At 73.8% G+C, this 13,177-nt stretch carries 12 protein-coding genes; 10 read left to right on the top strand and 2 right to left on the bottom strand.

All coding sequences use genetic code 11. From position 1 onward, the window contains the following. Positions 1–60 precede the first annotated feature (60 nt). The 7 genes from pyrH to J1M37_RS02420 all read left to right on the top strand — a co-directional run bounded on the left by pyrH (position 61) and on the right by J1M37_RS02420 (position 6,770). Positions 61–828, top strand: a complete 768-nt coding sequence (pyrH, locus tag J1M37_RS02450) for a UMP kinase (protein WP_002857706.1) — start codon at positions 61–63, stop codon at positions 826–828. 53 nt (positions 829–881) lie between these two features. Beyond that, positions 882–1,439 carry a ribosome recycling factor gene (gene frr, locus J1M37_RS02445; protein ID WP_036314042.1) on the top strand — a complete coding sequence of 186 codons (558 nt, stop codon included), beginning with the start codon at positions 882–884 and terminating at the stop codon, positions 1,437–1,439. 36 nt (positions 1,440–1,475) lie between these two features. Further along, a complete protein-coding gene (locus J1M37_RS02440) occupies positions 1,476–2,312 on the top strand; it encodes a phosphatidate cytidylyltransferase (protein WP_100058556.1) in 837 nt (278 codons plus the stop codon). Between the two features lie 49 nt (positions 2,313–2,361). After that, complete coding sequence (locus J1M37_RS02435) at positions 2,362–2,961, top strand: DivIVA domain-containing protein (RefSeq protein WP_041105097.1); 600 nt, start codon at positions 2,362–2,364, stop codon at positions 2,959–2,961. A 154-nt stretch (positions 2,962–3,115) separates the two neighbouring features. Beyond that, positions 3,116–4,270 carry a pyruvate dehydrogenase (acetyl-transferring) E1 component subunit alpha gene (gene pdhA, locus J1M37_RS02430; protein ID WP_041105099.1) on the top strand — a complete coding sequence of 385 codons (1,155 nt, stop codon included), beginning with the start codon at positions 3,116–3,118 and terminating at the stop codon, positions 4,268–4,270. A gap of 8 nt (positions 4,271–4,278) precedes the next feature. After that, positions 4,279–5,334, top strand: coding sequence for an alpha-ketoacid dehydrogenase subunit beta (locus J1M37_RS02425; RefSeq protein WP_044659478.1), 1,056 nt, complete (start codon positions 4,279–4,281; stop codon positions 5,332–5,334). Beyond that, positions 5,331–6,770 (top strand): dihydrolipoamide acetyltransferase family protein, encoded by a 1,440-nt coding sequence (locus J1M37_RS02420; RefSeq protein ID WP_144825493.1) that lies wholly within the window; start codon positions 5,331–5,333, stop codon positions 6,768–6,770. The genes J1M37_RS02425 and J1M37_RS02420 overlap by 4 nt, the downstream gene beginning before the upstream one ends. Positions 6,771–6,868: 98 nt before the next feature. Here J1M37_RS02420 and J1M37_RS02415 read toward each other — a convergent pair whose 3' ends face one another. Continuing rightward, entirely contained in the window at positions 6,869–7,342 is a 474-nt protein-coding gene (locus J1M37_RS02415) for a GNAT family N-acetyltransferase (RefSeq protein WP_051995227.1), read from the bottom strand. 104 nt (positions 7,343–7,446) lie between these two features. Beyond that, on the bottom strand, positions 7,447–8,094 hold the full coding sequence (locus J1M37_RS02410) for a TetR/AcrR family transcriptional regulator (protein ID WP_144825494.1): 648 nt from the start codon (positions 8,092–8,094) through the stop codon (positions 7,447–7,449). Positions 8,095–8,207: 113 nt separating this feature from the next. On the opposite strand from J1M37_RS02410, the gene J1M37_RS02405 reads away from it, so the two are divergent. From J1M37_RS02405 to J1M37_RS02395, 3 genes are read left to right on the top strand one after another with little or no spacing between them, the layout of a single operon-like run. Continuing rightward, positions 8,208–9,824, top strand: coding sequence for a carboxyl transferase domain-containing protein (locus tag J1M37_RS02405; protein ID WP_098093290.1), 1,617 nt, complete (start codon positions 8,208–8,210; stop codon positions 9,822–9,824). 7 nt (positions 9,825–9,831) lie between these two features. Continuing rightward, positions 9,832–11,973, top strand: coding sequence for an acetyl/propionyl/methylcrotonyl-CoA carboxylase subunit alpha (locus J1M37_RS02400; protein WP_144825495.1), 2,142 nt, complete (start codon positions 9,832–9,834; stop codon positions 11,971–11,973). Positions 11,974–11,988: 15 nt separating this feature from the next. Then, a complete protein-coding gene (locus J1M37_RS02395; protein WP_144825496.1) occupies positions 11,989–13,176 on the top strand; it encodes an acyl-CoA dehydrogenase family protein in 1,188 nt (395 codons plus the stop codon). Position 13,177 lies beyond the last annotated feature (1 nt).

The following is a 13,177-nucleotide window of genomic DNA, read 5'->3' as shown; positions in this document are numbered from 1 at the left end:
GTCCACGGAGATCGGGGGCACCTGCAGTCCCCGACCCCCACCGACCAGGAGATGCTTCCCATGGAGACGAACCGCGCCCCCGAGGACCCGACCACCGCCCACGCCCCGCAGACCTCGGACGACACCGGCCGCCGTCGCGTGCTCCTGAAGCTCTCAGGCGAGGTGTTCGGCGGCGGCAAGATCGGCGTGGACCCGGAGACCGTCCGCGGCATCGCCGAGCAGATCGCCGCCGCGGCGGACCAGGTGGAGATCGCGATCGTCGTCGGCGGCGGCAACTTCTTCCGTGGCGCCGAGCTGTCCGAGAACGGGATGGACCGCCGTCGGGCCGACTACATGGGCATGCTCGGCACCGTGATGAACTGCCTGGCCCTGCAGGACTTCCTCATCCAGGCCGGGGTCACCACGCGCGTGCAGTCCGCCATCCACATGGAGCAGGTGGCGGAGTCCTACATCCCGCTGCGCGCCATCCGCCACATGCAGAAGGGCCGCGTCGTGATCTTCGGCGCCGGCACCGGCCTGCCCTACTTCTCCACGGACACCGTGGCGGCCCAGCGTGCCCTCGAGGTCGGGGCGGACGAGGTCCTGATGGCCAAGTCCGGCGTGGACGGCGTCTACACCGCGGACCCCAAGAAGGACCCCACCGCCGAGCGCCTCACGCACCTGACCTACGACGAGGCGCTGCTGCGGAACATCCGCGTGATGGACCTGACCGCCATGACCATGTGCAAGGACAACGACCTGGACATGCGCGTGTTCGGCATGGAGGGCCCGGGCAACGTGACCCGCGCCCTGCTCGGCGAGCCGATCGGCACCACCGTCACCGTCTGAGGCGCGCCGCGTAGGATGGCGGCAGACCTGTTCCACCACACCGAGGAGACACCGTGATCCAGGAGACCCTGCAGTCCGCCGAAGAGCAGATGGACCGCACCATCGAGGCCACGCGTGAGGACTTCGCCTCCGTGCGCACCGGCCGCGCCAACCCGGGCCTCTACTCCAAGGTGATGGTCGACTACTACGGCTCGTTCACCCCGCTGCAGCAGCTGGCGTCCTTCACCACCACGGACGCCCGCACGCTGCTCATCACCCCGTTCGACCAGTCGGCCCTGCGCAACATCGAGAAGGCGCTGTCCGAGTCCGAGGTCGGCGCGAACCCGTCCAACGACGGCAAGGTCATCCGCATCGTGATGCCGGAGCTGACCGAGGAGCGCCGCAAGGAGTACGTGAAGCTGGTCAAGTCCAAGGCGGAGGAGCACAAGATCTCCGTGCGCAATGCCCGCCGCAAGGCCAAGGAGGCCATGGACAAGGCCGTCAAGGACGGCGAGGTCGGCGAGGACGAGGGCGCCCGCGGCGAGAAGGAGCTGGACGCGCTCACCAAACGCCACGTCGAGCTCATCGACGAGATGGCCAAGAACAAGGAGCAGGAGCTGCTGGAGGTCTGAGCCTCCCGCCGTCCGCGCTCGCCCCATGACCTCCCCATGACCTCCGCCGTGTCCACCTCGCCCGCACCTCCGCGCGGCGGCCGCGACCTCAAGTCCGCCGTCCTCGTGGGGGTGGGGCTGCTGGCGACGGCCCTGGTCGGCCTCTTCTGGCTCGACTGGCTGCTGGTCCTCCTCGTGGTCGCCCTGCTGGTCGGCGCGGTGTCCGAGATCGCGACGGTGGTGCGCGGCATCGGCCTGGACGTGCCGCGGCCCCCGCTCTGGGTGGCCGCGGCGGTCCTGCCGCTCACCGCGTGGCGGTGGGGGGTGCCCGCGCTGTTCATCGCCCTGGTGGCATGCCTGGCGCTGGTGGCCGTGTGGACGGCGCTGACGCGGCGGCGTCCGGCGGGCCAGTTCATGCTCGCGGGCGTGTTCATCGTGCTGTGGGCGCCGTTCCTGCTCTCCTTCGCCGCGGCGCTCCTGGACGAGCCGCTGGGGCACCGCATGGTGGCGGTCCTGCTGCTGATGGTGGTCTCCAACGACACGTTCGGCTACATCGTGGGCTACCGCTTCGGCCGCACCCCGATCGCCCCGCGCATCAGCCCCAAGAAGTCCTGGGAGGGCCTGGCCGGCTCCCTGGCGGGCTCGGTGCTGGTGGGCGTCGTCGCCGTCCCCCTGCTGGTCGGCCAGCCGTGGTGGGTCGGCGCCGTCCTCGGCGTGACCACCGTCGCCGCCGCCACCTCGGGGGACTTCTCCGAGTCCATGGTCAAGCGTGAGCTCGGCATCAAGGACATGTCCTCCGCCCTGCCCGGCCACGGCGGCGTGATGGACCGCCTGGACTCCCTCGTGTTCGCCGCGCCGGTGGCCTACACCGTGCTGGCGCTGCCCCTGACCTGATCCACCCCTCGACCCGGCACGGCCGGGACCCGCACCGCAGGAGACGCCCATGACCCCCCGCACCACCCCGGACACCGAGCCGGTCTTCGAGCTCGTCGAGCAGGACGAGATCGGCTACGAGACCACCCACGTGGACGCCTTCATGGCGCGTGCCCGTGAGGCGCGCGACGGCGGTGCCCCGCTGACGGCGGAGGAGGTGCGCCAGGCCCGCTTCGCGACCGTCAACGGCGGCTACGCCACCGACGAGGTGGACGACGAGCTGGACCGTCTGGAGGAGGAGCTGGCCGCCGCCGAGCGTCAGGCCTTCGTCGCCGAGCGCGGGGACGAGGACTGGGCCGCGGACCTCGAGGAGCGCGTGGCCGAACTCGTGGCCCGCGCCGATCGGGCCCCGGCGGAGCGCTTCCGCCGCCCCTCCCGCGCGGACGCTGTGAGCTACGACGTGGACCAGGTGGACGCGCTCGTGGACCGCCTGCGCGTCACCCTGGCCGGCGCGGAGGGCTCGACGGATCCCGACGCCGAGGGCGGGCTGACCGCGGACGACGTGCGCCGCGCGTCGTTCGGCGAGGCGGAGGGTGCCGCCGGCTACGAGGAGGGCCAGGTCGACGCCTACCTCGACGCCGCCGTCGACGTGCTGCTGCGCCGCGCCTGACACCCTGCCCTCGCGCGGCGGCCCGGGAGAGTGGCGCAGATCACACTGGAGTGATTACAATCACACCACCGAGACGCCGCGCGCTCCACCCCTGCTCGCGCATGCGTACAACTCCCTCGCCCCGCACCGTGGGCGTCGATCGGAAGGCAGTGCAGTGACCCTCGTGGACCACACCCGTCCCACCGGCGGACAGTCCGCCGGCTCTCCGCCCCCGGCGGGCCCGGCCGAGGCCGTGATGCTCCAGGTGCTCGACGCGGAGGGCCGCCGCCGTCCGCAGCCGGAGCTCGACCCGTGGATCGAGGACGTCGACGCCGACGCCCTCGCCGCGCTGTACCGCCAGATGGCCGTGGTCCGTCGCCTCGACGTCGAGGCCACGCACCTGCAGCGTCAGGGCGAGCTGGCCCTGTGGCCGCCGCTGCTGGGCCAGGAGGCCGCCCAGGTGGGCTCCGCCGTCGCGCTGCGCCCGGACGACTTCGTCTTCCCGTCCTACCGCGAGAACGGCGTGGCCCTGCTGCGCGGCGTCCCCGCGCTGGACCTGCTGCGGGTGTGGCGCGGCTCCACGTTCTCGAGCTGGGACCCGAACGAGACGCGGGTGGCCACCCAGCAGATCATCATCGGCGCGCAGGCCCTGCACGCCGTCGGCTATGCGATGGGCGTCCAGCGGGACCAGGCGGACGTCGCCACGATCGTCTACTTCGGCGACGGCGCCACGAGCCAGGGAGACGTCAACGAGGCCATGGTCTTCAGCGCCTCGTACCAGTCGCCCGTGGTGTTCTTCTGCCAGAACAACCACTGGGCCATCTCCGAGCCCGTGCGCCTGCAGACCCGCCGCAGCATCGCGGACCGCCCGTGGGGCTTCGGCATCCCGTCGATGCGCGTGGACGGCAACGACGTCCTGGCCGTGCTCGCCGCGACCCGCGCCGCCGTCGAGCGCGCGGCCGACGGGGGCGGTCCCACCTTCATCGAGGCCGTCACCTACCGCATGGGCCCGCACACCACCGCGGACGACCCCACCCGCTACCGGGACGACGCCGAGCTCGAGGCCTGGAAGGCCCGTGACCCGTTGACCCGCGTGGAGGCGCACCTGCGCACCCTCGATGTGGACGTGGACGCCGTGCTCGCACAGGCCCAGGCCGAGGCCGACGAGCTGGCGGCCGAGGTCCGCCGCGCCCTCGAGGCGCTCGAGGAGGACGGCGCGGACAGGCTCTTCGACGAGATCTACGCTGAGCCCCACCAGGAGCTCGAGCGGCAGCGCCGCGAGCACGCCCTCTACCTGCAGCAGTTCGACGACGAGGAGGCGGGCGCGTGAGCGAGCGCATGACCTTCGGCCGTGCGATCAACCGCGGCCTGCACCGTGCCCTGGCCGACGACCCCAAGGTCCTGCTCATGGGCGAGGACATCGGCGCCCTCGGCGGCGTGTTCCGCATCACCGACGGCCTGCAGGCCGAGTTCGGCGAGGACCGGGTGCTCGACACCCCGCTGGCCGAGTCCGGCATCGTGGGCACGGCCATCGGCCTGGCGATGCGCGGCTACCGGCCCGTCGTCGAGATCCAGTTCGACGGCTTCGTGTACCCGGCGTTCGACCAGATCGTGGCGAACCTGGCCAAGCTGCGTGCCCGCACCCGCGGCGCCGTGCCGATGCCGGTCACCATCCGCATCCCCTTCGGCGGCGGCATCGGCTCCCCGGAGCACCACTCCGAGTCGCCCGAGGCCTACTTCCTGCACACCGCGGGCCTGCGCGTGGTCTCCCCGTCCTCCCCACAGGAGGGGTACGACCTCATCCGCGCCGCGATCGCCTCGGAGGACCCGGTGGTCTACCTCGAGCCCAAGCGTCGCTACCACGACAAGGGCGACGTGGACCTGGACGTCGCGATCCCGCCGATGAGCCCGGCCCGCATCCTGCGCGAGGGCCGTGACGCCACGCTCGTGGCCTACGGCCCGCTCGTGAAGACCGCCCTGCAGGCCGCCGAGGTGGCGGCCGAGGAGGGCGTCGAGGTCGAGGTGGTCGACCTGCGCAGCCTGTCCCCGCTGGACACCGGCCTCGTCGAGTCCTCGGTGCGGCGCACCGGCCGGCTCGTCGTGGCGCACGAGGCCTCCCGCACCGGCGGCCTCGGCGCCGAGCTCGTGGCCACGGTGGCCGAGCGCGCGTTCCACTGGCTCGAGGCCCCGCCGGTGCGCGTCACCGGCATGGACGTGCCCTACCCGCCGTCCAAGCTCGAGCACCTGCACCTGCCGGACCTCGACCGCATCCTCGACGGCCTGGACCGTGCTCTGGGCCGACCGAATTCGCTGGACTCCGTGGACGCGTTCGCCGCCCCCGAGACCGCCGAGCAGTTCCTCGCGGCCCAGAACGCCGGGGAGGAGACCCGATGAGCCAGAAGACCTTCCGCCTGCCCGACCTCGGCGAGGGCCTGACCGAGTCCGAGATCGTGACGTGGCGCGTGGCCGAGGGCGACGCGGTGAGCGTGAACCAGGTGCTCGCCGACGTCGAGACGGCCAAGGCCGTGGTCGAGGTCTCGAGCCCGTTCGCGGGCGTCGTCGCGGCCCTGCACGGCGCCGAGGGTGAGACCCTCGAGGTCGGTGCGCCCCTGGTGACCTTCACCCTCGAGGGCGCCGAGCCCGACGTCGGCGGGCCCGCCGAGGGTGACGGCCGCGTGCCCACCCTCGTCGGCTACGGCGCCGCGCCGGACACCGGCAAGCCCGGCCGCCGTGCGCGGCGCGGCTCCGCGGCCCCGGCGACGTCGGCCGCCCCGGTGGGCGAGCCCGCCCGCGGACAGGCGCCGTCCACGTCGGAGGCGGCCCCGGCCGGCGCCGGGCGCCCGCAGCCCGAGGCCGCCGAGCCCGCCCGCGCGGACGCGGCGCCCGAGGCGGTGCGGGGCGCGGCGTCGGGCGAGCGACCCCGGTGCACTCCGCCCGTGCGCCTGTACGCGCGCCGCGCGGGCGTGGATCTGGAGCAGGTCACCGGCACGGGTGTGGGCGGGGTCATCACCCGCGCGGACGTCGAGGCGTTCCTGGCCGGGGGCGGGCAGCCCGCGGCCGCGGCGACGCCGCCGCAGTCCGACGCCGAGTCGGGCTCGACCGGGGGCGTCCGCACCCTGGGCGGCCGCCCGCGCACCGAGGCCGTGCCGGTCAAGGGCGTGCGCAGGGCGACCGCGGCGGCCATGGTGCAGTCCGCGTTCACCGCCCCGCACGTGACCGAGTTCCTGCAGGTGGACGTCACCGAGACCATGGAGCTGCTCGCCGAGCTCAAGGCCTCCCGCGAGTTCCGGGACGTCAAGCTCACGCCCATGACGCTCGCCGCCAAGGCGTGCCTCGTGGCGATGGAGCGCACCCCGGACGTCAACGCCCGGTGGGACGAGGCCGCCGGGACGATCGTCCGGCAGAACTTCGTGAACCTCGGCTTCGCCGCCGCCACCCCCCGCGGGCTGATGGTGCCGAACGTCAAGGACGCCCAGGCGATGAGCCTGAGGGAGCTGGCCGACGCCATCCGCGATCTCACGGGCCTCGCCCGCGAGGGGCGGCTGTCCCCGGCGGATCTGGCCGGCGGCACCTTCACGCTCACGAACGTCGGGGTGTTCGGCGTGGACGCGGGCACCCCGATCATCAACCCGGGCGAGGGGGCGATCATCGCGATCGGCCAGGTCCGGAGGATGCCGTGGGAGCATCGCGGCGAGATCGCCCTGCGGGACGTCATGACGCTGTCCCTCTCGTTCGACCACCGCTTCGTGGACGGCGAGCAGGGCTCGCGCTTCCTCGCGGACGTCGGCGCGATCCTGCGCCGCCCGGGTCTGACCCTGACCATGGTCTGACGGCCCCGGACGCGCCGCGGCCCCGCCACCCGGGCACCGGGAGGCGGGGCCGTCGTCGTGGCAGGCCGGTGCGGCCGCCGGCACGGCGTGGGCCGCGCTCAGTCGGCGGCGGGCAGCTCCATCACGAGCTCGGTGATGACCTCGGCACGGGCGTTGGAGAAGACCTTCTCCTCGCCGACGGTCTCGAAGCCGCGGCGGGAGAGCACCTTCACGGAGCCCACATTGTCCTCGGGGACGTGCGCCCGCAGCGGGCGGGCGGTGTGCTCCTCCAGGAACCGGTCCACGGCCGCGGTCGTCAGGCCCAGGCCCCAGTAGTCCTGCGCGGTCCAGAAGGACAGCTCGCCCACGCCGTCCTGCTGGGTGCACACGAGCGCACCCACGGCGCGGCCCTCGTGCTCGATGGTCCGCACGACGGTGTCCTCGTCCCCGAGCAGGTGGGCCCAGTGGTAGTCGAAGACACCGCGGTCCCGGGGGTTGCGGGGGGCGAAGGCGGACATCAGGTTGGCCTGCTCGTCCTGCTGGTGGAGGAAGAACTCGTCCAGATCCTCGGGTCGGACGTCACGAAGAAGCACGGCGGTGGACCTCTCGGGGCGGGGTTCGACGGCGTCCGCCGTCGCGGGTACCGGCCACCGTATCACCGGGCACGACGCCGGCCCGCCGGGCCGGTGCCGCCCGCTCAGTCCCCGCCGGGCAGCGGCCCGGGGGCCGTGGCCGCGGCCCAGGCCATGGCCACGAGGGTCGCGCGGCGAGCCGCGCGGTCGGCCGCGGTGCGCCGCACCGAGCGGGGGGTGGAGTTGAGCAGGCCCAGCACGGCCTGGGCGCGGAACACGGCGGTGGCCTGGTCCTCGTGGGGGTGGACGACCTGCAGCTGGCGCGCCCACACGTCGATGTAGGCGCGCTGGGTGCGCGTGATGGCCGTGCGCGCGCCGTCGGGCAGGGCGGACATGTCGCGGTCCTGCACACGGATCACGTCGCGCTGGGCGAGGGCGAAGTCCGCCTGGAAGCCGATGAGGGCCCGCAGGGTCTCCGCCCCCGGCGCGTGCTGCGCCTCGGCGGCCAGCCCGCCGTCCAGCAGGTCCTGTGAGGCCGTGTCGAGGATCGCCGTGAGCACGGCGGCCTTGCCGGCGAAGTGGCGGTAGATGGCGGGGCCGCTGATCCCGACGGCGGCGCCGATGTCCTCGAGGCGGACCGCGTCGAAGCCCCGGGCCGCGAACAGTCGCGCCGCGGCCGCGAGCAGGTCCACCCGGCGTCGGGCCTTGGCGGCCTCCCGGGCGGTCGGCGGGGTCGCCGGGGCGGCGGGGGACGCGGGATCGACGGCGGGCATGGGTTCCACTGTAGGACGAGACGAGGCGCGCCGGGCGCCCGGTCGACGTCCGTGACGATCGTCACTACACTGAGGCTCGGTTCAGTTAGTCGTCATTCACTGAAGGGGGTCTCATGACCGCCAGCACCCCGGCCCCGGCCGCGCAGTCCGCGCCCACCGTGGCCGAGCGCAACGCGGCCGGCCACGCTCGGCTCGAGCAGGAGCTCGCCGACCTCGTCGCCCGCACGTCGCTCGGCGGGCCCGAGCGCTCGCGCGAGCGCCACACCGGCCGCGGCAAGCTGCTGGTGCGGGACCGCATCGACGCGCTGCTCGACGAGGGCTCGCCCTTCCTCGAGGTCGGCGCGCTGGCCGCGCACGGCCTGTACGGCGGGGACAGCCCCGCCGCCGGCGTCGTGGCGGGCATCGGCCTGGTCCACGGCCGCCTCGTGATGGTGGTGGGCAACGACGCCACCGTGAAGGGCGGCACCTACTACCCCATGACGGTGAAGAAGCACCTGCGGGCCCAGGAGATCGCCCTGGAGAACCGCCTGCCGTGCATCTACCTCGTGGACTCCGGCGGCGCGTTCCTGCCCCGCCAGGACGAGGTCTTCCCGGACCGCGAGCACTTCGGCCGCATCTTCCGGAACCAGGCGCTGCTCTCCTCGCAGCGCATCCCGCAGCTGGCCGCGGTGTGCGGCTCCTCCACGGCGGGCGGCGCGTACGTGCCGGCCATGTCGGACGAGACCGTGATCGTGCGCGAGCAGGGCACCATCTTCCTCGGCGGCCCCCCGCTCGTGAAGGCCGCGATCGGGGAGGACGTCTCGCCCGAGGACCTCGGCGGCGGCCGGCTGCACGCCGAGCGCTCCGGCGTCGCGGACCACCTGGCGGACGACGACCTGCACGCCATGCAGATCCTCCGGGACATCGTGGCCACCCTGCCCCCGGCCGAGGCGCCGGCCTGGGAGGTCGCCCCCGCCGCGGAGCCCGCCAAGGACCCGGCCGAACTGACCAGCGTCGTGCCCGTGGACGTGAACACCCCCTACGACGTGCGCGAGGTGATCGACCGCCTCGTGGACGGCGGCTCCGTCCACGAGTTCAAGCCCCTCCACGGCACCACCCTGGTCACCGCGTTCGCGCGGATCGACGGCCACCCCGTGGGCGTCCTCGCCAACAACGGCATCCTGTTCGGAGACTCCGCCCGCAAGGGCGCGCACTTCATCGAACTGTGCGACCAGCGCGGCATCCCGCTGCTGTTCCTGCAGAACATCTCCGGCTTCATGGTGGGTCGGGACGCGGAGGCCGGCGGCATCGCGCGCGACGGCGCCAAGATGGTCACCGCCGTCGCGACCGCCCGCGTGCCCAAGCTGACCGTGGTGATCGGCGGCTCGTTCGGCGCCGGCAACTACGCGATGTGCGGCCGCGCCTACTCACCCCGCTTCCTGTGGATGTGGCCGAACGCGCGCATCTCCGTGATGGGCGGCCCGCAGGCCTCCTCCGTGCTCACGCAGATCAAGCAGGACCAGCGGGCCGCCGCGGGGGAGGAGCCGATGTCCCCCGAGGAGGTCGAGGCCTTCCAGGCGCCGGTCCGCCGGCAGTACGAGGACCAGGGCAGCCCCCTGTACTCCACCGCCCGCCTCTGGGACGACGGAGTGATCACCCCCGGCCAGACCCGCCGGGTGCTCTCCCTGGCCCTCGACGTCATCTCCCGTTCCCCGCTGCCGGACTCCCGGTTCGGCCTGTTCCGCATGTGAGGCACCCGTGACCGAGAACCACGCCCAGGGGACGCCCCTGTTCGACACCGTGCTGGTGGCCAACCGCGGCGAGATCGCCGTGCGCGTCATCCGCACCCTGCGCCGCCTCGGCATCCGCTCGGTGGCCGTGCACTCCGACGCCGACGCCGACGCGCGGCACGTCCGGGAGGCGGACACGGCGGTCCGCCTCGGCCCGGCTCCGGCCCGCGAGTCCTACCTGGACATCGACGCCGTCGTCGACGCCGCGCGCCGCACCGGCGCCCAGGCCGTGCACCCCGGCTACGGCTTCCTGTCCGAGAACGCCGACTTCGCCCGCGCGCTGGAGGCGGCCGGCATCGTGTTCGTGGGCCCTCCCGTGGGCTCGCTCGACGCGATGGCGGACAAGATCCGGGCGAAGGAGACCGTGGCCGCGTACGACGTGCCGGTGGTCCCCGGCATCCAGGACCCCACGCTCACCGACGAGCAGATCACGACCGAGGCCGAGCACGTCGGCTTCCCGCTGCTGATCAAGCCCTCCGCGGGAGGCGGCGGCAAGGGCATGGTGGCCGTGCGCGCCGCCGAGGAGCTGCCCGGCGCCCTCGCCTCGGCCCGGCGCACGGCGCGCTCGGCGTTCGGCGACGACACCCTGCTGCTCGAGCGGCTCATCACCGCGCCCCGGCACATCGAGGTGCAGGTGTTCGCGGACGCCCACGGCGCCACCGTGCACCTGGGTGAGCGCGAGTGCTCCCTGCAGCGCCGCCACCAGAAGGTGATCGAGGAGGCCCCCGCGCCCCTGCTGACCGGGCTGGCGCACGGGGCCGAGCTCCGCGAGCGCCTGGGCCGGGCCGCCGTGGACGCGGCCGTGTCCGTGGGCTACCGCGGCGCCGGCACCGTCGAGTTCCTCGTCTCGGACGAGAACCCGGACGAGTTCTACTTCATGGAGATGAACACCCGCCTGCAGGTGGAGCACCCGGTCTCCGAGGAGGTCGTCCGGGTGCGCGGACAACGCCTGGACTTCGTGGAGCTGCAGCTGCGCATCGCGGCGGGGGAGCCGCTCGGCTTCGCCCAGGCGGACGTGAGCCTCGACGGCGCCGCCGTCGAGGCCCGCGTCTACGCGGAGGACCCCGCGAACGGCTTCCTGCCCTCCACCGGGCCGGTGCTGCGCTGGCGCGAGCCCGCCGGCGAGGGCGTCCGCGTCGACACGCTCCTGCTGCCCTCCCGGCCGTCCGAGGAGCGCGCGTTCGGCTCCGGGCCGCAGGCGCGGCCCGCCACCGCCGTCGGCGCCGTGGACCCCGTGGACGTCGACGGCGCACAGCCCGAGATCACCGGCTTCTACGACCCGATGATCGCCAAGCTCATCACCCGTGGCGCCGACCGCGCCGAGGCCCTCGAGCGGCTCGACGCCGCGCTCGCGGACACCGTGCTGTTCGGCGTCCGCTCCAACCTGGGCTGGCTGCGCGAGCTCGCCGCCCGCACGGATGTGCGGACCGGCCGGCTCACCACCGAGCTGATCGACGGCCTCGAGGCGTGGACCGCCCCCGCGCTGCCCGAGGACCTCGCCGCCCTCGCGGCCGAGGCCCTGGCCGACGTGTCCGAGGACGCGGCCGCCGCCGAGCAGCGCGCGGCCGGCACCGCGTGGGCCCGGGCGGACGGCTGGCGCGGCGCGGGCGCCCCGCAGCCCGGGATGCGCGTGCGGGTCGGGGACGAGGACCGCATCCTCACCGCCCCCGCCGCCGACGCCGAGGTGGACGAGGACGCCGGAGCCCTGGCGGGCGTCAACCTCCTGGCCGGTGACCCGCGGGACCCGCGCTCGGCGTGGCTGCACCGCGACGGCGCCGCGTGGCAGGTCCGCCGCCTCACCCGGGCCGAGGTGGTCGAGGCCGCCCGCGCGGCCGCGGCCGCGCGCCGTGCCCCGGCCGGCGCAGCGTCCCCCGAGGCCCGCACGCCCATGCCGGGCACCGTCGTCGCCGTGTCCGTGGCCACCGGGGACACCGTGGCCGCGGGCCAGGAGCTGGCGGTGGTCGAGGCCATGAAGATGGAGCACCCCGTCACGGCCGCCGTCGCCGGCGTCGTGACCGTCCACGTCGCCGAGGGCGACGCCGTGGCCGCGCAGGCGTTGATCGCCGTCGTCGAGCCCACCGAGCACGCAGCACCCGCAGAGAACGCCTGAGAACAGGAGAGGACCATGAGCACCAAGCACCGCACCCTGCCCGCCCTCGAGGAGGACTACCAGGTCCTCTCCGACACCGTCCGCGAGTTCGCCGACGAGGTCGTGGCCCCGGTCTCCGCCGAGCTGGACGCCAGGCACGAGTTCCCGTACGAGATCGTGGCCCAGATGGGCGAGATGGGCCTGTTCGGCCTCCCGTTCCCCGAGGAGTACGGCGGCATGGGCGGCGACTACTTCGCCCTGGCCCTGGCGCTCGAGCAGCTCGGCCGCGTCAACCAGTCCGTGGCCATCACCCTGGAGGCCGGCGTCTCCCTGGGCGCCATGCCGCTGCTGAAGTTCGGCACCGAGGAGCAGAAGCTGCGCTGGCTGCCGGACCTCGTGGCCGGCACGCACCTGGCCGGCTTCGGCCTCACCGAGCCGGGCGCGGGCTCCGACGCCGGCGGCACCCAGACCACCGCCGCGCTCGAGGACGGCCAGTGGCGCATCAACGGCGCCAAGGAGTTCATCACCAACTCCGGCACGGACATCACCTCGCTCGTCACCGTCACCGCCGTGACCGGCACGGTGGAGGGCAGGACCGGCCACGACGGCCGCCCCGCCAAGGAGATCTCCACGATCCTCGTGCCCGCCGGCACCGAGGGCTTCTCCGTGGCCAAGGCCTACGACAAGGTCGGCTGGAACTCCTCGGACACCCACGCCCTGCACTTCACGGACGCGCGCGTGCCGGAGGAGAACCTGCTGGGCGCCCGCGGCCGCGGCTTCGCCCACTTCCTCGAGATCCTGGACGAGGGCCGCATCGCCATCGCGGCCCTGGCCACCGGAGCGGCCCAGGGCTGCGTGGACGAGTCGGTCGCCTACGCCAAGCAGCGGACCTCGTTCGGCCAGAAGATCGGGCAGTTCCAGGCCGTGTCCTTCAAGATCGCCCGCATGCAGGCCCGCGCGCACGCCGCCCGCCTGGCCTACTACGAGGCCGCCCAGAAGATGCTGGCCGGCAAGCCGTTCAAGACCGAGGCCGCCATGGCCAAGCTGATCGCCGGCGAGGCCGCCATGGACAACGCCCGGGACGCCACCCAGGTGTTCGGCGGCTACGGCTTCATGAACGAGACCCTCGTGGCCCGTCACTACCGCGACTCCAAGATCCTCGAGGTCGGCGAGGGCACCACCGAGGTGCAGCTCATGCTGATCGCCCGCGAGCTGGGCCTCTGAC

This window comes from Micrococcus sp. KRD012 (assembly GCF_017168555.1).
GTDB classification, from domain to species: Bacteria; Actinomycetota; Actinomycetes; order Actinomycetales; family Micrococcaceae; genus Micrococcus; species Micrococcus luteus.
This window is presented reverse-complemented; position numbering and strand designations above follow the sequence as displayed.

Bases quoted from the DNA above. Each gene is read 5' to 3' on its own strand.
- J1M37_RS02420 (WP_144825493.1), top strand. From the start codon at position 5,331: ATGAGCCAGAAGACCTTCCGCCTGCCCGACCTCGGCGAGGGCCTGACC.
- J1M37_RS02405 (WP_098093290.1), top strand. From the start codon at position 8,208: ATGACCGCCAGCACCCCGGCCCCGGCCGCGCAGTCCGCGCCCACCGTG.
- J1M37_RS02425 (WP_044659478.1), top strand. From the start codon at position 4,279: ATGACCTTCGGCCGTGCGATCAACCGCGGCCTGCACCGTGCCCTGGCC.
- J1M37_RS02440 (WP_100058556.1), top strand. From the start codon at position 1,476: ATGACCTCCGCCGTGTCCACCTCGCCCGCACCTCCGCGCGGCGGCCGC.
- J1M37_RS02395 (WP_144825496.1), top strand. From the start codon at position 11,989: ATGAGCACCAAGCACCGCACCCTGCCCGCCCTCGAGGAGGACTACCAG.
- J1M37_RS02435 (WP_041105097.1), top strand. From the start codon at position 2,362: ATGACCCCCCGCACCACCCCGGACACCGAGCCGGTCTTCGAGCTCGTC.
- J1M37_RS02410 (WP_144825494.1), bottom strand. From the start codon at position 8,094: ATGCCCGCCGTCGATCCCGCGTCCCCCGCCGCCCCGGCGACCCCGCCG.
- pyrH (WP_002857706.1), top strand. From the start codon at position 61: ATGGAGACGAACCGCGCCCCCGAGGACCCGACCACCGCCCACGCCCCG.